This is a genomic window from Paludibaculum fermentans (genome assembly GCF_051172195.1).
Lineage (GTDB): Bacteria > Acidobacteriota > Terriglobia > Bryobacterales > Bryobacteraceae > Paludibaculum > Paludibaculum fermentans_A.
Map to the genome: position 1 here is coordinate 1789545 of NZ_JBPJAQ010000001.1, position 20378 is coordinate 1809922.

The window sequence follows — 20378 nt, forward strand, 5'->3', positions numbered from 1 at the left end:
TACGCCATGCCAATGGAGCTATCGACGTGTAGGCATGCTTGCATGAGGGGGAGGATGCGCCGAGTTTAGAGTAGTCCCGGGCTCTGGCGAGTGAGTGCCTCGCCGCTCAACTTATAGATTTGCGCGGCGACAATGCGCGGCGACGACCGCTGGCACTTCACACCACACGCTGCTAGAATTTGGCAGTATTGGATGCCGCCCGCGCTTCATTCGGTGGGCGGCTGGTATAGATAACTGAGAATTATCAATGCGGACTACGTCCAGCGGCGTGCCAGAATGGTTCGGAAGGCGAGTACGAGTCGCGGAGGCACTTCAACCGGCTGTCGGCGTCGTACTTGTCGCCAACATCCAGGGAAGAACTGAACCATTTGGTGACTATGAAGGTGACTCGGTCATCTCCGAGTTCTTGACAAATCGCGAGTTGGATCAGTTCATTGGTTCATTCGAGGACGCGGGCATTTACTGCGAGGTTGTGATCGATGAGGAGGGTTTTCTAAACTGGCTCGCCGACGGAGTGTCCTCTTTCCCTCGACGCGTGGCCCTAGTCTACAACCTCGCCCAGAATGGGACAGGTCCGGCAAGATTATCGTTGGTGCCCGGCCTCTGCCGACTTCGTGGCCTTCCACTGATAGATTCCGATGCTTACGCCGTTTCTCTTGCACGACACAAGTTCCATTCCTGTGCCATTCTAAGGCACTTCGGGCTACCAGTGGCCAACTCATGGCTCTTCACGTCCCGCGGTTGGCTGCCCGATAGGCCGCCGCAAGGATTGCGTGTCATCGCTAAGCCGACCTACGAATCAGCAAGCATCGGCATCGATGCGACAAGCACGTTCTCTGTTGATGCCTCATCAGACAAATACCTAGCTGAGCGAGCGCGGATCTATCGGCAACCGCTCACGGTCCAGGAATTCATAAATGGATTTGAGGTTGAAGTTCCCGTGTTTGATGCGGACGGACCGCAATCGATCATGGCGGTCGGAATCGCGGCCAGCGGGATTCGCCGTCTCGACAGTGCCATTCTGAGGTACGACGACGTCAGAGTCGATGGATATACCTTCTACGACTTCGCCGAGCAAGCTCCATCGGCGGCCATCCGTGCCATGGCGATTGCTGGTCAAGCCTTCCATGGTCTCGGTTTGTCCGGTGTTGGAAGGATAGACTTCCGAATCACTGATAACGGTGAGCCTTTCATCATCGAGGTGGCCTGCAAGCCACATCTGACAGACCATAGTAGCTTTATGTGCGCTGTTCACAATGTTCACGGCACACAAGCGGACATGATGAAGTTTATAGTTGGGGCAGCCGCCTTGCGACATGGAATTTGCGGCTAATCTGTTGACCAGAATTGAATGTCGCTGAAAAGCAGGGAACGTCCGTAAAAGCGCCATTGGGGACCGATGGCACTATGATGCGTAAGAAAAGCGTCAAGGTCTTGAAGGTTCGCCCAAGACCATGACTCCACTGCTTTGCGCATCAAAGCGTGGCGCGCCTCAATGGTTCTTTGTAACGCTGGATAAAAATGGCCGAGAGAAGTGGAAAGTTCTATGAATGTTTGTCTGGCATATGCAATATCGCCGGTCAATGCACGACAGATCGCAAGATTGTTACAAATGAAATAGCGATGATAATGGTCTACATCTTCCATAGAGACCACTCGCTGATAGACGGTTTCGAGTGCATCAATGGCCGCGGCAACATGACCAGAGGCCATCAGATAAACACCACGGTTATTCTCCATCAAAAGCTGATCAGCCGACTCCCCTCCGCTGGCTATCTGCTTCATTGTACTCTCTGCTGTCGTTGCATCCATTTCCCCGGTAAGGTAAGCAGCCAAGACGAAGTTGTTTGAAGGAATTTCAAGTACGGGCCAATGAAACTGTGGATAGTCGCGAACTAACACGTCAAGTTCCTGGGACCTGCGACGCGCCTCGTGAAACCGACCATTCGCAAGAAGGTTTGCAACGAGGTTCGAAAGCGCATAATAGTATTGGAGCGGATGTCGCGGTGGGCCGCTTATGTCTGGTCGTCCAAAATACGCCAATGCGCTTTCAATACGAAGTGTCGCCGTTGGCAAGTGATGCAGGCTCTCTGAGCGCAATCGTAGAGCATTGAGCCCAAACAAGGCCCAAGGATCAACATTTCTATGCGACCAATAGTATGACGTCAGATCTGCCTCCAGATTACGCGCGTCTTCGAGACGACCAACTTGCACCAAGGCTATCATTAATGCCTGAGAAATTCGGGACCACAATTCTCCTTCTTGCGACTTCAGAACTTGCCAACGCTGCAGTATCTCGACGGCCCTCAAGTGATCTGCCGAGCGGTGGCTCTTCAGTAGGATTTGGGCTTCGAGGTAGTCACGTTCCGCCACGAGGATGGCTGGGAGGAACGGCTCGACTCCGTCGAGGATCGATAGTGCGGTCGCTAGTTGTCGGGCGTCGTAGGCATCGTACGCATCAAACATTGCCCGAAGAAACAATCGCATTTCGGCCCACCCCGCTAGTCGCGAAATGCTTTCGCAATGCGGTTGAAGACGGCGAGCACGACGAGCCGAGAGTGCTGCCATGGTGTAACATGTTAAGGCGTCTTCGGCCTTGCTAGCGAGCACAAGGTGGTGTAGTCGATACTCGTACTCTCCTGGCCGCATCACCTGAAGACATTGAGCAAACTTACTGTGGTAGCTAGGATGATCTGGCGTGCCGGCCCTATGAAAATACCTGTGAAGTGCGTTACTTCTGAATCTTACGGTGTCTCCAATTGCCTTCAGGAGATGTTGGGAATCAGCGAGCCGGAGTTCGGCGATCAATCGCTCCTGTGGATGGCCGGTCAGGCACCGTAGATCTTCAAACCAGATGGTCTCGCCAACTACAGCGGCAATCATTAGCAATTCGGCGAGATCTGAAGTCGATCCTATCGTTGATTGTACCCGCCGATCCATGATGTGGTCGTATAGGGAGTCAAGGTCTGATGGTAATTCTCCAGGGCCCGTATTGCGAAGATGATCACCAATATCAGCCAAAAGATCGAGGCGTCCATCAGTAATACTGTAGAGTCTGTCCAACTCATCAGATGAGAGGGCCGGCAGGCCGAGAGCATTAGCAGCGAGCGGCAATCGTGCCTTATCAACGGCCTTAATCGGGCACTCTTTGAGTGGCAAACTGCCTGCGAGCGATCTAACTTGCAGAGCATCGCCGGGCTGAACACCTACCAGAAACAATGCACTAGATATGGCTGAATATGTCGCATCAAGTCGCCGGGACATGATGAGCCTGAGCAAACTCATGGAGGAGTCATCCCATGACTCTACATTATCGATTGCCACAAGAAGTCGATCGTTCCGGCCGGCATTCTCAATCACAAACAGAAGATCCTGCTCCTGCTCGCTGAGGACAATCGACTCACGTGCGAGTTTCTTCTTTCTGTAGTTGAGCAGTTCCTCGACGAGGTAGCTGGTGACTGAACCCAACATTGGGACAGCTTTGCTGCTGTGAGCTAATCCGGTCTTCAGCGCAGCTATACGGGCAAGCTGCGGCGCGCCAGGTTCAGCGAGGGAGATCCACGGAAACAGCCTCCGATCCTTGGCGAACGATTCCCCCTTGGCTAAGAGCGCCACACCACCGCAAGCTTGCCATGCCGCTGAGGCCTTTTCAATGCACCAAGAGACCCCTGTACCACGCTCGCCAACGAGAAGTACGACCTCCTTCGTTCTACTCTTGTAGCACTCCCGCACTTGCTCAATGGCCAACTGTTGACCTGTAACCTGGGCTAGGCTCAACGTATTCATTTAGTCACTGCGACGGGGTCTTCGGGACCGATAATTCTCAGTTATCTATACTGGCCGGCGCTCAAGAGGGGGCGGACCATCTTCGCGGGGGTGTAGTCTCTCCTTAGACGAAACGTCAATACGCAAACGCGATGCTTGACAGGACTTATATGCTGCCGTACTGTTTAACAGAGATAGTCCAGTTCATCTACGAAGCGAAAATTATTATGAATACCACTAATGCCAATAGTTGTTCTTTTATCTCTACCAATATTCACCGGTCTTGCCGTGGTACTGTATGAGCGCATTACGCTCAGATCGGGTCTAACCATTGGCCAGTACATCGTGCTTAGCAATCTGATGTACCTAATCCCGGTACTCATCTGGTGCTTTGTAAAGGGCGAACTTACCGCCTCGTCTTTGAGGGTGCCGTGGACTGCATACTGGAAGGAACTGTCTGCCTATTCATTGCTGAGCATTCTGGTTTCCGTCTGCTGGTGGTATAGCAGTCGCTTGGCAGGTGTGACGCTCAGCAGTGCCTTTGAGTCGTCATATCCGATATTCGTCCTCATGTTTTCGGTATTGTGGAACAACCAGCCGGTGACTGTCCGAGAGGTGGCATCCATCCTAGTGATCGCACTCGGCCTGGTCCTCCTGCGAACTGCCTAAGCGAAAAGTGCTATCTGTGCGCGCGTCCATATCAGGTAGCCTTGATCAAGCGGAATGGTGTGGCTCCGAAATCTACATTTGCCCAAGAGAGCTTCGGGATTCACGCCGCGTGGCGACGCTTTCAGCAGGCAACCTAACATCGGCGGTCTCGCGGTGCCCGGCGGGCGCGCAGAGGTTATTCTCATCATAGAATGAGGAGTGCCGGATTGAGACCCGGACGGTCTCTCTCCATCCCCCTAGGCAGTACGCATAGATAAGCGGAGAATTGGCTGTGTCCGAATGCGAGGATGTTCCCACGAGCTGATTGCCTACCCCCCGCGACCACTCGGGTACGCACGAATACAGTCTTAGGGTTGGTTGCCGCTTCGCAATGTTTACTTCTTTTTCGGTGGCTTGTGATCCGGGCTCTGGGTCAATGCTGACCCAGCCAGTTTCTTGATCTCAGCTGTTGTGAGAGTGCTGGGGGCGCGTAGACCCTGAGCGGCGATGATCGCTATCGTCTTGCCAGTTTTCTCGTTCTTGGCCATGTGATGATACCTCAGCCAGATCATAGCGCAATATCTCTCTACTTGTTTACAGCAATTGCGAGGGCAGCAGGTTACTCACCAGCTCGCATCGACGTCTTCGTGAGCTTCTAATTGATGCTCATGGTTGTCTGCCGCTTCAGCCGCAACGCCTTTCCACTCTCGGCCGCGGAGGCGGCCTCCTGAGATGCGCGTTGGCGGGAAAATCCACTTAGCTAGCAGGCCTTGCACAGCCTGTGCGCCAGAAGGGGTATGCTCAGGTTTATTGGTGCTCAACTCTAGCCTTGAGACAATCCTTCAAGCGAACGGGCGCCATTGCGTTGTTGCGCCGCAAACACACGAGTCAAGATAGGACGGATCTGTGAATACAGCAGCTATTCTGATAGAAAATCTCATTCAGGGTTTCCAAACATTCGCATGGATAGCGCTGGTGGCATGTTCATTGTGCGATGTTAGGTTAGACCTCGCTATCTATAAAGAATACTTAACACCCATTTCATTCGTTGCGCTCATTGCATTCTACTGGCTCGGGATCATTGTCGATACCATGTACTATCACCTATTTATCCAGGGACATGAGGCTCGGTGGGCGAAATCCCAGATCAACGAAAATGGACTCACTCTTTCCACGATGGTGTTCAAATGTATTCTTGCCAACAGCGATCTAGCCAGATTGTTGCTAGAGCGACAGGCTCATCTTCGTCTGTTGCGCGTATCGTTGGTGAATTCTGTATTTGTCACTATCTCCATAGTGATGTCTTTAAATGTGGGGCCTTCACGCCATGCATGGTGGGTCACACTCTACGTAGTGATCGGTGGAGCAGTCATTTTTCTATCCCTCTGTTACACGTGGCGCAGCCTCTATAGGTACTACGTTGCGATAGTACAGACTAGTTATGTCTTAATTACAACAGCGCCGCATGCATGAGCCTGAAACCCTAGTGCCCAAACCACATTAAAGCGCTTCACTTTTGGCGCGGTGGGGGTGGAGGAACGCCTCCCTGCCTCAGGCTGGTCGCTGAAGGGGATTGCCCTCCGGAGGCCATGACACCACAACAGTCGAATTCATTGCGACCTCCGGGCGTTCTAGGGCAATTCTCATCTTAATTATGAGGACTACCGGATTGCGACCCTGACGGTCTATCCCCCGGTTCGCATGTCGGTAGCCCGCATAGACAAGACGAAAAACCGCCTCAAATGCCAGGCGGCCATAACATCATGTAGCTGTTGTGGCACGGTCAAGATAGATTCCAGCAGATTGACGATCCCGCAGTGCCCAGCATTGAGGGGTGCGTGGGGTTAATGTTGTCCCTCGATCGGCGGTCGGCCCTCTGTCATTCCGCCATTGTGGCGGAATGACAGAGGCGCGCCCTTGTAGGGGTAGAGATTTTGATCCGCGCTGGAATCTGGAATGGGACTTCGGATTCCGACTGGGTAGGATTCTCGCCGATAGGAATTCGCCCAACGATCTTGGCGTGGGTGCCGCGGAACTCGACTCGCTGGACCACTGTCCTCAGAAACTCCCGCCATTGATCGGTAGTGAATTCTCGGAGGTTCGTTGCCGCCTCCGCACAGTAGTCCACCACGGCTCCTCCCACTTGTTCAGGGGAGATGTTTGGATTTCTGCTCAGTTCGGCTTGCTGGGTGACAAAAGCATCACGCTCGGCTTTGAGTGACTCAAGCTGCTGTCCGAGTTGAGCAGGCGAAATGACTCCCGTTCGGTATGCCTCAAGGATCCGGCCCTCTTCTCGGGTCAAGCGTTCCATTTCTCGACTCGCCTTCGCGGCCATGGCCCGTTGTTGTTCTTGCTCTTCAGCCTTCAGGTCTTCCATCTGGCGAAGCGGTTCCAGGATTGTATCGGGCGAGAGCATTACCTGCGAAACTGCTTTCTGAACTGCAGCATCCAGCAGGGATTCCCGAACGGTCCGAACCAACCCGCAACGTGCGCTACAGCGGTAGTAAAATTTCCCATGGTTTGGATCGCCCACGAACCTCTTTCCGCAGCCGCCACATTGCACGAGGCCCTTGAGTAGGTAGACATGCTTTTCGTTTCGAGGTGAAAAGGTGGCATTGCGGTCAAGCTGTCGCTGGACCCTCTCCCATCGCCCGCGCGGAACGATCCGAAGTGACTCGGACAGTTCAAGCGGTAGCCATTCGGTCCGTGGACGCTGCCGCACGCTAGACTTTGTGCGCTTACGGTAGCGAGCGCTGGACTGCGGATGCTTCGGCTCGCATCCCTGGAACTTGTTGTAATGCCAGACGCCAGCGTACATTTCACTCCGCAGGATGCGCAGCAGGCTGGATTTGGCCCATTTGGCAGCACCCTTCCGCGGCGGGATACCCAGCTCATTGAGGCGCTTCACGACGCGACGGGCGGATAGCCCCTCCCGATCCACCCACTCGAAGATGCGCCGGACTACCGCAGCCTCCATGGAATTGAGTTCCAGGATTCCGGCACTGCCCGTCCTCCTGTTCATAAGGATATAGTGGAAGCCGTAGGCGGTATTCGAACCTAAGTACTGCTTGCGGCCTTCCACCTTGTGTCGGCGCCCTCTGCGAGTTCGATCGGAGATGAGCTCGCGCTCGAACTCGGCGAAACTTCCAAGGATGTTCACCATCAGGTTCGATGTCGGGCTCGTGTCGGTGGGCAGTTTGCGAAAGATGACTTTGCTTCCCTTGCGTTCGAGGTCGCGCTTGATCACACCCAAATGGGCGACATCCCTAGCCAAGCGGTCTACATCATTGATCAGAACCGCGTCGAACAGTCCTTTCTGGGCATCGTCGCGCAGTCGGTCCAATTCGGGCCTCTCCATCACGCCACCGCTCCAGCCGTCGTCCTTGTATGTGCCGATGATCGGCCAGTTCTGCGCGTTGGCGAATCTCTCAAGTTCGGCTACCTGAGAGTCGATAGTCTGCCCCTCGCGCTGCTCCTCCGTGGACACTCGGACATAGAGTGCCGCTCGCATTGTGGGTTTTAGGATGTCTGGCATGTGGGCTATGGATGATGGTTATCTTGGGGTCGTCTACACAATAGCTCTTCGTCGCCCTTTGTCAAATCCGCACCTGTGGATAACGGGACTCGCCGGTTGAACAGCATGGCGACCGCCTTAAGCAAGGCGTGGGGGTCCGGATCGGGAGAGGTTTCCCAGGACACCGTGATTGATTTGGATGCGGGTGGTTTCTTCATAGCAAGAATCTGAGATGTCAGCATAGGAGTTCTGGGGACTGCCGCAAAGACGGGAAAATCTGAATGGTACTCCCGTAATGGCGGTGGACGCCGTCCAGGTTTTCCCGTCTTTCCACTTCGCGGCAGCAGCGCCATCATGCACCGATGATGGCCGATCTCCTACTCCAATTCGTTATTGAAGTGCTTCGTTCTCTTCTGGCTGAGGAGCTTTCCTCGCGTGTCCGCCGGCGTGCAGCCAAGTACATGATGCGTCGGCGCACCCGACATCGTTCCGGACTGGGCTGGCGCGAACAGCTACGGCACCGCCGCCGTCCGCTTCACAGGTTGCGCACAGAGGATCCCGAAAACCTGTAGTTTTCCACAAGTTTTCCCGCCTTTCGCATTTTCTCCAAATTGCTACAGTGACCTCAAAGCAATGCAGTCATGGCATCACAACCACCAAAACCAAATAGCTTAGTGATCTATCGAAGGAGGATGGGTTTCAGTCAGAAGCAGGTTGCCCGGCTCTTGGGGCATCGAGACACATCCATGGTTTCGCACTATGAGCATGGCCGTGCGGCTCCTCCGCTGCGCGTGGCCTTGGCGCTGGAAATCGTCCTCCGGGTGCCGGTCGCATTCTTGTTCCCCGGCATTTACGACGATCTCAAACGCCGCATTCGCAGCATGGAGGACGAACTGGCCGGTCCCGGCCAGGGCCAACTCTTCTGACTATTAGCATCGCCAGCGTATGAATTCTATCCTCGCGAGGTTTGAGGTAACTCCTCGCACTACATTCAGGCCCAAGACAGCAACCGAGCTGTTCGCCCTCCGGCTCGCCAGCCGCCTCAATGACACCGACGCCAGCGGCCACTACCTAGGTCTACTGGAGCGGTTTTCAGAGGCCGAGTTGCTCGCTGCCTACCGCCGCACCACCAAACCCGGTCTCCACGGAGATGTGGGGCGACGATATCAAACGGAACTCAGGCACAGCCAGGGAAGCGGCCCCCTCGACAAGGATTTGAAGCTGATTGCGGTGCGAGTGGAGCGGCGATCGGTGGCTGTGGCCGTGCTCTATGGCGACCGCCTCGAGTACGTGCAGGTGCGCCAGTTATCGTCCGTGAAGGACAAGGCCCTGGGCAGTGCAGTCTCTTTCGTTGAATGGGTATGCGATCAGTTCCGGCTGGATTCGGCGGCCCTTGAATCTATCTCCATTGAAGATGAAATTCAGCGCAAGGCAATATCCACAGCTATCACCCAAGTGTTCCGCGACCGCCTGATACCCATCTGGGAGATTCCCAAGGTCGACTTGTTGACCGCCTATGGCCATCCACGCCTCAAGTCGCGAAAGGAATTACGTGCGGTGATCACCGGCATCTGGCCGTCATTGGAAGGCACGAACAGCAAGGTCTTGATCCAGGATGCGGTGGCCTTGGGCCTCTATGTCCAGACCGAGCGCCTCTTCATCATTAACTAGTCCAAACTCATGATTGGCCCCCTCCCATACATCGGCGGCAAGAACCGCCTTGCGACCAGAATCATTTCGCTCCTGCCTGAGCACACGACGTACGTCGAACCGTTTGCCGGTGGTGCCCAGGTCCTCTTCCACAAGCCACCTTCGAACGTCGAGGTCCTCAATGACCTCGACTTCGATATCGTGAACTTCTTTCGGGTGTGCCAGTGGCATTACGAGGAGTTGGTCCGGTACCTGCGGTACTGCCTGGCCAGCCGAAAGCTACACGAACTGCATTTGACCGCGAATCCCAGTACGCTGACCGATATCCAGCGCGCGGGACGGTTCTTCTACCTTCAGAAGAACTCCTTCGGCGGCTTGGTGGTCAAGCAGAAGTTCCACTATGGAGTGACTCAGCCGTCGAACTACAACCCAGAGCGGATCCCGGAGATCATCGAGCAGGCCCACAGGCGGCTTGCGCGGGTGCAGATCGAGTCATTGCCGTACGAGCAGATTCTCCTGAAGTACGACCGTCCGACGACCTTCTTCTACCTGGACCCGCCGTACTGGGAGCGTCGGCTATATCGGCACAACTTCACCGAGGTCGACTTCATTGGGCTGGAGAGACATCTACACGAGGTCAAGGGCAAGTTCTTGTTGTCGCTGGATGATCATCCCGAGGTTCGGAAGCTATTCCAGCATTGGCACTTGATGCCGGTAGACATCGCCTATACGGCTCAACGCGATGTCGGTAAACGATTCGCCGAATTGTTCATCACGAATTTCGCCGAGTGAAGGCTGCATACTTAAAGGAGAGGTCCACGAACGTGCCCGAGGTTGGCGCCAGGCAAGGCGGTGCTCCGGAGGCCGTCAAGAGTGTGTCCCGTTTCGGAAGCTCTTTTGCCTGGCTGCTCAGGCGGGAAGTTCCAGCCGACCGTATTGCGGCGCTGTTCGCGACCAAACCCGGCACAGTCCGCGTGGCGGCCCATCGCTGGCGTCAACAGTCGTTGACTGGAGAGCTGACGTGGCCAGCAATCCACGAGCGACCAACAGAGACCGAGCGGCGGCGATTGGGCATTCGTCCGGGAATTGATGAGGTCGTACCCACGCGCAGGCGACGAATTGCTTTGGAGGCACTCGAATCCCGCGTCGACAGCATCGATTCACGTCACCGCGCGGACTATCACTTTCTGGACGGTGCCAAGGAGCTTCGGACTCTACTTCCACTGGTCGGATATTCCGCTGACATCAGGCGAATTCACCTCGCCGCGCTCATTCATCAGCACATCGCCTGGTTCTTCGTTCACAGCGGTCGTTGCCGCTCGGCTATGGAACATGCCGGACTGGCCCGAGACCTGTGGCGCGCCGCCTACAATGAATCTCACCATCAACTCTACGCCGACGATTTCGTTCGCAGTGCGTTGATAGCCTCGCAGGCGGCTCTGCTGAGGCGCTGGCCTGAGGATGCACTGAGACTCCTCGATGTAGCCGGGGAAGCCGCTCGACAGAGCGGAGCGTCCATCGGCTCCGATCACTATCGTCAGCGGGGAGTTGCCTACTTTCAGATGCACCTTGACGACCGTGCGCGATCATTCTTCGAGAGTGCCACGGAAGCAATGGACCGCATGCAGGAGGCGACAAAACCAGCCAGCCTCTTGATGACGGGCTCCCGGCACACCAGTTTGCTCGGAACGCCCAATTGGGATTCGGCCCAAGAGACCATTGCTCAAGTCAGAGGTGAGTTTGGAACCACCAGCCTGGAATGCTCAATGAGCTTGCACTGGGCGACTGCTTGCGCCTTCTCCACCGATAGTCGAGCGGTGAAGGCCGCCGCCAACCATATGCTACATGCTCAACTGGCACCCGCGTCGGATTTCGGCCATCAGCAGACAATCTCGAAACTCCTGTCGATCACTCTGGATTTGGGCCTCGATGATCGTTTGCAGAAGGCGTGGGCCCGACGGGCGCTGTACGAAAACACTGCCTGCGAACTTTAGAATATTCTTCTCCCTGATCGTTACAAAAACGCGAGGGGGTGCCTCTCCTCAAGTGCATTCCGCGGCCTCATCCTGGGGCTGCGATGGAAGAGACCAACTTCGACATCCTACGATTCCGGCGCTGTTCGGACCTTTACGGCAATCCGGTCAGTGTGACCATCGGAAGGCGCAACGGCAAGACGGAGGCCTTTCTCAGGCCGCTCTCAGAAGATCCATCTCCAGCGCCGGAGCCGCAGGGGTTCGAAGACAACCCGAAATACTACGTCAACCTCAACCCGGTTGAGCGCCGAACCTTCCGAAAAATCCTGCTTGGTCAGTCCGTGGCCAATATCGCAAAGGAAGAGGGCATCAAGCGCTCATCCGTCTACGCCCGCATTTGCGGCAACAGCAAAGGTCAGGGCGGCATGATCGCCAAGAACTTCTGGGTGCTGCTCTGGTGGCGTCTACGCCAGAAAACATAAAGCAAAGAACTATGAGCAACTTCATCGAACAATCCATTGTCCAGGCTTGGAATCGGCTGCGAGGCTCTGGGCACGACACCGCGTCAGCCGGTCTTCAGGTCGGCCGCATGATCGTCGACGGACAGTTGACTAGTCGGCAATTAGCCATCCCGCACACCAAGCGTGCAGAGCACATCGCCATCCTCGGCAAGACCGGCAGCGGGAAATCCATGTTGCTACGTCACTTTGCCGGTCAGGATATCCGCGCGGGCCGGGGATTCGTGTTCTTTGATTTGCACGGTGACGCGACACCGATTCTCCTTCGGCTGATTGCCGAACAGGAGCGCAAGCAGCACCGGGACCTGAGCGAGAAGCTTATCGTCATTGAACCTGCCGACCGTGAGTACTCGGTTGGGCTCAACGTCATCGACCAGAGTGCGGGACAAAACTCCTTCGTGCAAATCGCTGAGTTTGCGGAGGTTCTCAAACAGCGCTGGCAGCTGGCAGCATTTGGCGCGCGCACGGAGGAGCTTCTCCGCAATGCGCTCCACGTCCTCGCTGACAACCGGATGTCCTTGCTTGAGCTGGCACCGTTGCTCACCAGCGGACCCTTTCGCGCTACCTGCCTGCGGCGAGTACAGAACTCCGAGGTCAAAGACTACTTCGCCCTTCGATACGACCGTGCCAGCGAGGCGATGCAGGCCGCGTGGCGCGACGCGATTCTCAATAAGGTGTCGGCGTTCACCGCCGACCCGCACTTCCGCCACATCCTCGGACAGGTTGGATCCACCTTCTCGCTCGGAGCGGCAATCGATTCCGGGTACTGGATCATCCTCAATTTGGACAAGGGGCGACTCGGAGAACAGGCGGCAACGCTCGGAAGTCTTTTCCTGACCCGCCTGAAGAACGCCCTCTTTGCTCGCCGTTCCCGCAACCTCATTACCCTCTACTGTGACGAGATCCAGAACCTCATCGTTTTCGACAGCGGTCTGGAAGCCCTGCTGTCGGAGGCCAGGAAGTTCGGCGTTTCGATCGTCAGTGCCAATCAGTTCACGGATCAGTACCCGCCCGCCATGCGATCGGCGCTGGCCGCCGTCGGCAGCCATGTCTACTTTCAGCTCTCGTCCAGCGACGCCGAAAAGGTGGCTAGCACGCTCGATGGCGGGCGGACCCTGGCCCAGGAACTGAAGAATCTGTCCCAGCGTCATCTGGTGCTCAAGTCAGGCAGTAGCCGCTTCGTGCGCGCGGCCGTTCCGACCATCGCCCAACCGGAGGACGACGCGAGCGAATTGCTTCAGCGATGCCTGCGGCGCTGGGCTAGAAGCCGCAGAGAAATTGAAGCCGAAATTCGTCGCCGTCACGAGTCGATGCGGCTGACTACTGGGGAGGTGCTCCATGACTGGGAATAGGCGAGTCGGTCTATTGATCCAGGAACGGGACCGGCGCCTACTGCGGGAACTCGGCGTCATGCGCGTCATCGACCGCGAGCAGGCGCAGGTCGTGGCGGGCTTTCATTCCATCAGGCGTGCCAACGACCGGTTGCTTCACCTGACACGTGCCGGCTTTCTGCGGCGAATCTTTGTTGGCAGCGCGGGTCATGGGCAGAAGGCGCTATACACCCTATCGCCCAAAGGCGCGGCCGTTGTCGATGGCAAGCAGTCGGGGTTGCCTCTGAGGCAGAGCCCGTTTGGCACCAGTCCATTCCTACTCCACCGGTTGGCCGTCAACCAGATCTACCTGACAGTGAAGCACCGCCAGATGCCCCGACCGGATGTTCGCTGCCTGCGCTGGATTACTTTCCGGGAGCCGCTCACCCAGGCAGTCCCGTTGATCCCCGACGGCTATTGCGAACTTGCGACGTCGGGTGCGACCCGTCCGATGTTCATTGAGGCGGATCTCGGCACTGAAGCTCTCACCGTATGGCGGAAGAAGACCCAGATGTACCTTCAACTTGCACTCTCCGGGCAGTTCACACAGCTATTCCGTGAGCCGAAGTTTCGGGTGCTGATTGTCGCCACCACAGAGAAGCGTCTTCAGAACATCCGCGCCACCGTCGCCAAGCAGACCGACAAGATTTTCTGGCTTTCCACTTTCGAACAAATTAACGAGCAAGGATTCTGGTCGCCCATCTGGCTTAGGCCCGAGGGAACCGTCAGACTCCCGCTCATTTAGGAGGCCCCATGCGCTACTGCCCGTTGTGTCATCGATTGACGGCTGGCGATCCGCTGTTTTGCAGTCATTGCGGCACGACCTACGATGCAAAGCTCTGCCCTTCGCGGCACATCAATCCACGGCAGGCCGACGTCTGTTCGCAGTGCGGCTCCCGCGATCTCAGCACGCCCGCGCCTCGGATGCCGCTGTGGCTGCGCCCCGTTGTCTTGGCCGTGTCGCTGTTACCGGGCGTCATCCTTGCCCTGCTGCTCGTGTTGGTGGCGATTGCGATGCTGCAGGCCCTGGCCACCAATGGACAAGTTCAGGGGCAGTTGATCGTCCTGTTCCTTATCCTTGCGCTGCTCTGGTGGATCTACATCCACTTGCCCAAGTTCATTCAAAAGGCACTGAGGTCCATATGGCCATCAAAGAAGCAAGACAGACACTAACCGCTCTAGGCGGCCCCTCTCCCGCTGACACTCGCGCCGCTGCCGGTGGGCGGAAATCCGCGCAAACACGGGGCTTATTGCCGCTCCCCCCCGGCCACCGCTGGCCGAGGGCTTGGCCGGGGCAACAGGGGGCCTTTGGTGGCCCACAGCAGGCCACCCTTGAGCCTCCTGCCTCGCCGCTTGGCCGGCCCTTGGGGCTAGGCCAGGTGGCCAGGCTAATCGGCTGCTCGCCTTGGACCGTAAGACAGACCCTCATGCCACGAGGGCTGCCGTTCTTCCGGTCCGGGGCCAGCGGCCGGCTGATCTTCTACCAGGACCAGATCATCCGCTGGATCTGCCAACAACAAGGCAAAGGAGGAAAACAAATCCGTTGAGTCTGCTCAAACGAGGAAACGTTTACTGGTCGTACTTCTACATGGATGGCGTCCGCCATCAGGCCAGTACCGGCACATCCAACCGCAGGCAGGCCGAAATCATTGAATCCAAACTCAAGGAAGAGGCCAATGCCAGGCGGTTTCAGGTCGTGCAAGCCGATCCGCGTATTACTTTTGGGCAACTTGCCGCCCGCTTCATCGCCAGCGGCATCGCCCACAAGCACCACCTCTATCACCTGAAGTTCCTTCTGCCGTTCTTCTCCGACATGCCCGTCCTGCGGCTTACCAAGCCAATGGCCGAGGAGTTCAGGAAAGTACGGCGCTTGAGGAACAAGGCGATCAAGGACGCAACCGTCAACCGTGACCTCAGCGTCCTGCGTCACATCCTTTACTGGGCCGTTGATGAACAACTCATCCAGGCCAATCCGCTCGCACGCCTGAAGATGGCCCGCGAGCGGAAGATCCGAAGAGCCATCCTCAGCGTTGCCGAAGAGGACTTACTGCTCACCGCCGCGCCGCCGCATTTGAAGTTGATGGCGGTGACGGCACTCGATACGGGTCTGCGCCGAGGTGAAATCACCCAGCAACTCTGGGAGGATGTTGATCTTGCGCGCAGGGTACTGTCTGTCACCCGTTCGAAGACACCCGAAGGAGAAGCCCGAGAGATCCCGCTGACCGATCGGCTCTTCGACCTTCTCTCCGAGCATCGTCAGGAGAAGGGCAATGTTGTCGCCTTCCGCGGCGAATCAGTCCGCATCATCAAGCGGTCATGGGCTGGGGCGCTTAGGCGGGCGAACATCCGCCACCTCCGGTTTCACGACCTCCGCCACACCTTCAACACCCGCCTCATGGAAGCCGGCGTCCTGCAGGAAGTCCGCATGGCGCTCATGGGTCACTCCACAGGCAATTCCGTTCACGCAATCTACACCCACATCGAGCTTCCTACAAAGCGCGCTGCGATCAGGAAGCTTGAGGTCTGGGTGAACCAGCAACGACAGGAACTGAAATCCAAGAAGGAGCACGACAATGCCAGCCCCCAAGGCACAGGAACCGAAAGCGGCTCCGGCCAAGCAGCCGGATGCCCGCAGACCATGGAAGAAGAAGACGCCGGTTGAGGTGCTGTTCGAGCAGGCCGATAAGCTGCGCTCGGAGATCGCCGAAGCGGAAGAAGAGCTGAGCGCCAAGAAGCGCCAGCTCCAGAAGTTCGAAGAGGCCAAGAAGTTGTTTGAGGCCATGTAAATGACCCCGCTTCTAGACGACGAGCTTCGCGCCCGGCTGCCGTCGCTCTACTCGCAGGAAGGCGAGGCGGACCCTGTCGTCCACGCTCGCTTCTTCCTGCCCGGCACCCGCTGGACCTGGTGGGTCACGGAGGGAGAAGCACGGGGAGACGACTTCCTTTTCTTCGGCTTCGTCAACGGCCTGGAGGACGAGTTCGGCTACTTCTGTCTGTCCGAACTTGTTTCCGCGAAGACTCAGCTCGGGCTCCACGTGGAGCGCGATATGACGTTTCAATCAGGCAAACTCACGGATGTTGTGCCAGCGCCCGACGTATGAGGGCCATAGGCACCCAAAAGAGACCAAGACTCGTTCCTGGTCTCTTTTTCTTGTGCGTTGGCTACCGACACCCGACCGCTTTAATTGGAGTGAGAAGCAGTTCCGCTTCGCAGTGCAAGCAAACTCCAGACAAAAACGCAAAGGAGACGCGTGTCCATGAAGAAACTCTCAGTTGTCGTGGCCGGAACCGGCCAGATCCGCGACGTCGAGATCCAGCCCGGCACAACCGCCGGGGACATCCTCAACCAGCTCAGCCTTTCGGACTACCTGCTGTCCAAGGGGCCCAATGAACCCTTCTTCGCCTCCGCCGAGTCGGTCTACGACAAGGTCAAGGACGGCGAGAAGATCTTCGCCTCCACCAAGGCTGAGGTCGGAGTGTTGTCGCCGTGCGCGTGAAAGACAACGGCAGCCGGCCTGCCCCCACATCCATGCGCGAGCTCATCTCGCGGATGGTGCGGGGGCACGGCCCCACCGTGAAGGTCGAGCGTCGCGTCATCCCGTACTGGCAAGAGCGAGGCTGGACGCGGGAAGGGAATCGCTACACCGGCTCGTATCGCACCGGAAGAGGCTCGTTCTTCGGCTACGCCGACGAACAAAGCCGTGGCCACTTCCGCTTCTTCATTTTCCAGCCGCCACGAGAGATGGAAGGGCACAGTCACTGGACTTGCTTCCAGAATCGTGGCGACGGCTGGTACGAGGTGCACATGGCCCGCATGCCGCGAGACGTGAGCTCCGGAATCATGAGCATCGAACGAATCCTGCACGAAGCATTGGAGGCCTAGGCAATATGCAGACAAGCAATCCAAGCCGCGAAGTCATTGAGACCAAGCGGGAGAAGTTGGTGCGGCGCCGCGAGGCGCTGATTGACGAGCTGTCGCAAGCCGCTCGGAGTTTTGAGGACGGACTGGCCCGGCAAAAGCTCGAACACATCGAAGGCGCCAATGAGTTCATCACGACGCTTGATAGCCTGGCCAAGGCTGACCTCGAGGCCAGATCTCAGCGGCGCTATGTGGTGAGTTCGTTGTTTCTGCACGAGAGCTTTAAGAAGCTGACCCTGGACGAAGCTGAGCAGTTCTTCTTCATCACAGGCACGGAGCTTGATGGGGCGCTCGTCCTAGATCAATGTGCCGAGTTTGCCCACCAGAAGCGCACCGCGATGGGAGTCACAGCCGAGCCCAGGGCGACGCACAGCCTGCTCATCCGCTTGGAGCAGTTCGGGCACCGGCTACTGGCGCACTTCCATAGCCATCCGGGTAGGGGAGCGGATGCCACCAAGCCATCGGGCATCGACGAGCGGTTTCAGCAGCGGCTGGAGAGTGCCGGTCATGTAGCCGTCATGGCCATCTTCAGTCGCGATGGTTTCATCCGGTTCATCCGGCTCGACCAACATCTCGAAATCGAAATCCACGGACAGGGGGTTGAAAAGCATGCACCCGGCATTTACAGACTCACCGACATCAGTTGAACTCGCGGGCACGGCGATTCCTGGAGCCGAAGACCGCCAGAAGAGAATTGCGGGGTTTGACCAGGCCGTGTTCTCAAAGAGCCGCGTGCTCTGTGTCGGCGCGGGCGGGCTCGTTTCGCAGATTGCGCCAACTCTCTGCCGCAAGGGCATTGGGGAGATTGTGCTGCTTGACGGTGACTGGGTGGAACCCAGCAACCTGAACCGGCAGCGGTTCTACACCAAAGATCTTTGGCGGAACAAGGCTGTCGCTCTGGCCAAAAACCTCCAGCCCGAGTGCATCGCCGCGACCAGGATTCGCGGCCACGCATTGAGCCTGGAGGCGGCGATCGAGCAGGGAATTGATCTCTCCTGCGGTATTGCGATTTGTGGCGTCGACAACAATCCGACCCGAGTCGCAGCCAGCCGCCACTTCCGGGCACAAGGCGTTCCCGTGGTCTTCACCGCAGTTAGCGCTAGTGGTGATCACGGCTATGTGTTCGTGCAGGACAACCAAGGCTCCTGCCTTGGTTGTCTCTACCCAGATATGGGCAACGACAATCGCTATCCCTGCCCGGGCACACCGGCTATCGCCGACATCCTTCAGGTAGTTGGTGGACTGGTGGTGTACGCGGTTGACACTCTGCTCACGCAGAGGAAACGTTCTTGGAACTACCGCAGAATCAGCCTGGCCTCCGGGGAGTTGGATGCCGCAACGATGATTCCGTCTCGGACTACCTGCTCAATCTGCGCGAGTCACACGGTATGACGCCCGTTCGCAGCATTGACGCCATCGACGTCGGGCTCCGCTACAGGCAGGACCTCGGAGATCTGCGGTCCCTCGCACAGAGTATCGGGGAAGTCGGACTTCTTCACCCCATCGTAATAACTCCAGAAGGGCGCTTGATCGCCGGACAACGCCGCGTGGAAGCCTGCCGGCAGCTTGGATGGACAGAAGTGCCAGTGACCGTGGTGGATTTGCTCCAAGCGGCAAGGGGAGAGGCCCACGAGAACTTCGTTCGAAAGGACCTGCTGCCAAGCGAAATCGTGGCGCTCAAACGGGCCATCGAGCCCCTTGAGCGCCGCGAGGCCAGGGCGCGTCAGGGCAGCCGAATGGACCTCGGCACTTCCACCACAACGGCCGAAGGACAGGGAGAGGCTCGGGACAAGATAGCACGATATTTGGGTGTGGGCCGGACCACCATTGATCGGGCCGAGGCGGTACTCGAAGCCGCCGAAGACGACCCGGAAGGATTTGGCCACCTTGTCGAACAAATGGACCGTAGCGGCAAGGTGGCCGGGGCTTTCCGCAGACTCACCGTGATGAAGCAGGCCAGGAAGCTGGAAGTTCAACGACCGGAACTGCCAACTGGCCCATTCCAGGTTGTTGTGGCCGACCCGCCGTGGCGATACGAATCCGGTAGCGACTTGCCGTATCCGACGTTGAGCATTGAAGAGATCAAGGGCCTACCTGTTAGGAATCTTGCTGACGAGAACGCCATTCTTTGGCTGTGGACGACGAACGCCCACCTCCGGGTTGCCTTTGAAGTTGTTGAATCGTGGGGTTTTGAATACAAGACGCTCTTGACTTGGGTCAAGGATCGCATGGGAACGGGCGAGTGGCTCAGGGGCAAAACAGAACACTGCCTTCTCGGAGCACGCGGCAAGCCCGTCTTCCTGCACGGCAGCGATACCACTGCGCTGGAAGCAACCCGGCGAGAACACTCGCGCAAACCGGCGGAGTTTTATGCGCTGGTTGAGAGGATCTGCCCTGGCGGGCGCATCGACTTGTTCTCCCGACAGCAGCGCGAAGGATGGTGTACCTACGGTGACCAGACGAGACAGTTCAACTTGGCTGCAGGTCAGATGGAGAGAACTCCGAGCAGTTGACGAAATGCGGCGACGTAGCGCGCTCGCGGCGCTGCGATTATTCCCGGAAGCCGAAGCGATCTTCAAGTTGTTCGAAAGTGCATGCCTAGGTTGGAGCGTCGAGTCCATTGCTTGGCAGTAACACGAGGGCTTGTGGGCGTTCAGCAACAGCGTGAAGCCGAAGGTTTACCCGTCGTCCGCCGGATGCTCGACTCAGCAATTCTCCTCACTCTCCTCTCTACACGCATCGGGACCCCATTCCGCCGGGGGCTTGCTCCCTGCCCCCAACGCAAATTGCTTGATTGCTTGGTATACAGTTGAGGTTTACTAATTAGCAAATGAGCAAACGACGCTAACAGTTCCTACAGGATGCCTATGGGTATGGCGATCTTCGTGGAGATATATCTCTCCAGACTGCCAGCAGTCTCTTATGGCATGCGTTTCAATGGGTTACGGAGGGAGGCGGGCCATGGGACATAGCCAACTGCGCTACCTGTGAGTCCGTGTCCGCGTATCCGGTCGGACAGAG

The 20378-nt window shown here is 57.2% G+C and carries 20 protein-coding genes; 18 read left to right on the forward strand and 2 right to left on the reverse strand.

The window, feature by feature from the left end; genetic code table 11:
• Positions 1-247 precede the first annotated feature (247 nt).
• Positions 248-1333: a hypothetical protein gene (locus ACR9Y2_RS07265; RefSeq protein ID WP_435040399.1), complete on the forward strand. Its 1086-nt coding sequence runs from the start codon at positions 248-250 to the stop codon at positions 1331-1333.
• On the opposite strand, the gene ACR9Y2_RS07270 is transcribed toward ACR9Y2_RS07265, so the two are convergent.
• Positions 1330-3786, reverse strand: coding sequence for a hypothetical protein (locus ACR9Y2_RS07270; RefSeq protein ID WP_435040400.1), 2457 nt, complete (start codon positions 3784-3786; stop codon positions 1330-1332). The genes ACR9Y2_RS07265 and ACR9Y2_RS07270 overlap by 4 nt on opposite strands.
• Positions 3787-4005: 219 nt before the next feature.
• Between ACR9Y2_RS07270 and ACR9Y2_RS07275 the strand changes: the two genes are divergently transcribed.
• Complete coding sequence (locus ACR9Y2_RS07275; protein WP_435040402.1) at positions 4006-4434, forward strand: hypothetical protein; 429 nt, start codon at positions 4006-4008, stop codon at positions 4432-4434.
• A 1858-nt stretch (positions 4435-6292) separates the two neighbouring features.
• Here the strand turns inward: ACR9Y2_RS07275 and ACR9Y2_RS07280 are convergent.
• Positions 6293-7924 carry a recombinase family protein gene (locus ACR9Y2_RS07280; RefSeq protein ID WP_435040404.1) on the reverse strand — a complete coding sequence of 544 codons (1632 nt, stop codon included), beginning with the start codon at positions 7922-7924 and terminating at the stop codon, positions 6293-6295.
• 695 nt (positions 7925-8619) lie between these two features.
• Between ACR9Y2_RS07280 and ACR9Y2_RS07285 the strand changes: the two genes are divergently transcribed.
• From ACR9Y2_RS07285 to ACR9Y2_RS07360, 16 genes are all read left to right on the forward strand, one after another.
• On the forward strand, positions 8620-8853 hold the full coding sequence (locus ACR9Y2_RS07285) for a helix-turn-helix domain-containing protein (RefSeq protein WP_435040405.1): 234 nt from the start codon (positions 8620-8622) through the stop codon (positions 8851-8853).
• A 19-nt stretch (positions 8854-8872) separates the two neighbouring features.
• Positions 8873-9598 (forward strand): hypothetical protein, encoded by a 726-nt coding sequence (locus ACR9Y2_RS07290; RefSeq protein WP_435040407.1) that lies wholly within the window; start codon positions 8873-8875, stop codon positions 9596-9598.
• A gap of 9 nt (positions 9599-9607) precedes the next feature.
• Entirely contained in the window at positions 9608-10369 is a 762-nt protein-coding gene (locus ACR9Y2_RS07295; RefSeq protein ID WP_435040408.1) for a DNA adenine methylase, read from the forward strand.
• 32 nt (positions 10370-10401) lie between these two features.
• Positions 10402-11571 (forward strand): hypothetical protein, encoded by a 1170-nt coding sequence (locus ACR9Y2_RS07300; RefSeq protein WP_435040409.1) that lies wholly within the window; start codon positions 10402-10404, stop codon positions 11569-11571.
• An 83-nt stretch (positions 11572-11654) separates the two neighbouring features.
• Positions 11655-12032 carry a hypothetical protein gene (locus tag ACR9Y2_RS07305; RefSeq protein WP_435040410.1) on the forward strand — a complete coding sequence of 126 codons (378 nt, stop codon included), beginning with the start codon at positions 11655-11657 and terminating at the stop codon, positions 12030-12032.
• An 11-nt stretch (positions 12033-12043) separates the two neighbouring features.
• On the forward strand, positions 12044-13420 hold the full coding sequence (locus ACR9Y2_RS07310; RefSeq protein ID WP_435040411.1) for a type IV secretory system conjugative DNA transfer family protein: 1377 nt from the start codon (positions 12044-12046) through the stop codon (positions 13418-13420).
• The gene (locus tag ACR9Y2_RS07315) at positions 13407-14183 is read left to right on the forward strand and encodes a replication-relaxation family protein (protein WP_435040412.1); all 777 of its coding nucleotides are present in this window, start codon (positions 13407-13409) and stop codon (positions 14181-14183) included. The genes ACR9Y2_RS07310 and ACR9Y2_RS07315 overlap by 14 nt, the downstream gene beginning before the upstream one ends.
• An 8-nt stretch (positions 14184-14191) precedes the next feature.
• Entirely contained in the window at positions 14192-14611 is a 420-nt protein-coding gene (locus ACR9Y2_RS07320; RefSeq protein ID WP_435040413.1) for a hypothetical protein, read from the forward strand.
• Between the two features lie 370 nt (positions 14612-14981).
• Positions 14982-16100 carry a tyrosine-type recombinase/integrase gene (locus ACR9Y2_RS07325; RefSeq protein ID WP_435040414.1) on the forward strand — a complete coding sequence of 373 codons (1119 nt, stop codon included), beginning with the start codon at positions 14982-14984 and terminating at the stop codon, positions 16098-16100.
• 1 nt (position 16101) lies between these two features.
• The gene (locus ACR9Y2_RS07330) at positions 16102-16224 is read left to right on the forward strand and encodes a hypothetical protein (protein WP_435040415.1); all 123 of its coding nucleotides are present in this window, start codon (positions 16102-16104) and stop codon (positions 16222-16224) included.
• Positions 16225-16539 carry a DUF2958 domain-containing protein gene (locus ACR9Y2_RS07335; RefSeq protein WP_435040416.1) on the forward strand — a complete coding sequence of 105 codons (315 nt, stop codon included), beginning with the start codon at positions 16225-16227 and terminating at the stop codon, positions 16537-16539.
• Positions 16540-16695: 156 nt separating this feature from the next.
• On the forward strand, positions 16696-16935 hold the full coding sequence (locus ACR9Y2_RS07340) for a hypothetical protein (RefSeq protein WP_435040417.1): 240 nt from the start codon (positions 16696-16698) through the stop codon (positions 16933-16935).
• Positions 16926-17321: a hypothetical protein gene (locus ACR9Y2_RS07345; protein WP_435040418.1), complete on the forward strand. Its 396-nt coding sequence runs from the start codon at positions 16926-16928 to the stop codon at positions 17319-17321. Before ACR9Y2_RS07340 ends, ACR9Y2_RS07345 begins: the two co-directional genes overlap by 10 nt.
• Before the next feature lie 59 nt (positions 17322-17380).
• Positions 17381-18004, forward strand: a complete 624-nt coding sequence (locus ACR9Y2_RS07350; protein ID WP_435040419.1) for a hypothetical protein — start codon at positions 17381-17383, stop codon at positions 18002-18004.
• The gene (locus ACR9Y2_RS07355; protein ID WP_435040420.1) at positions 17967-18749 is read left to right on the forward strand and encodes a HesA/MoeB/ThiF family protein; all 783 of its coding nucleotides are present in this window, start codon (positions 17967-17969) and stop codon (positions 18747-18749) included. The genes ACR9Y2_RS07350 and ACR9Y2_RS07355 overlap by 38 nt, the downstream gene beginning before the upstream one ends.
• Positions 18746-19870 carry an MT-A70 family methyltransferase gene (locus tag ACR9Y2_RS07360; protein WP_435040421.1) on the forward strand — a complete coding sequence of 375 codons (1125 nt, stop codon included), beginning with the start codon at positions 18746-18748 and terminating at the stop codon, positions 19868-19870. The genes ACR9Y2_RS07355 and ACR9Y2_RS07360 overlap by 4 nt, the downstream gene beginning before the upstream one ends.
• Positions 19871-20378 lie beyond the last annotated feature (508 nt).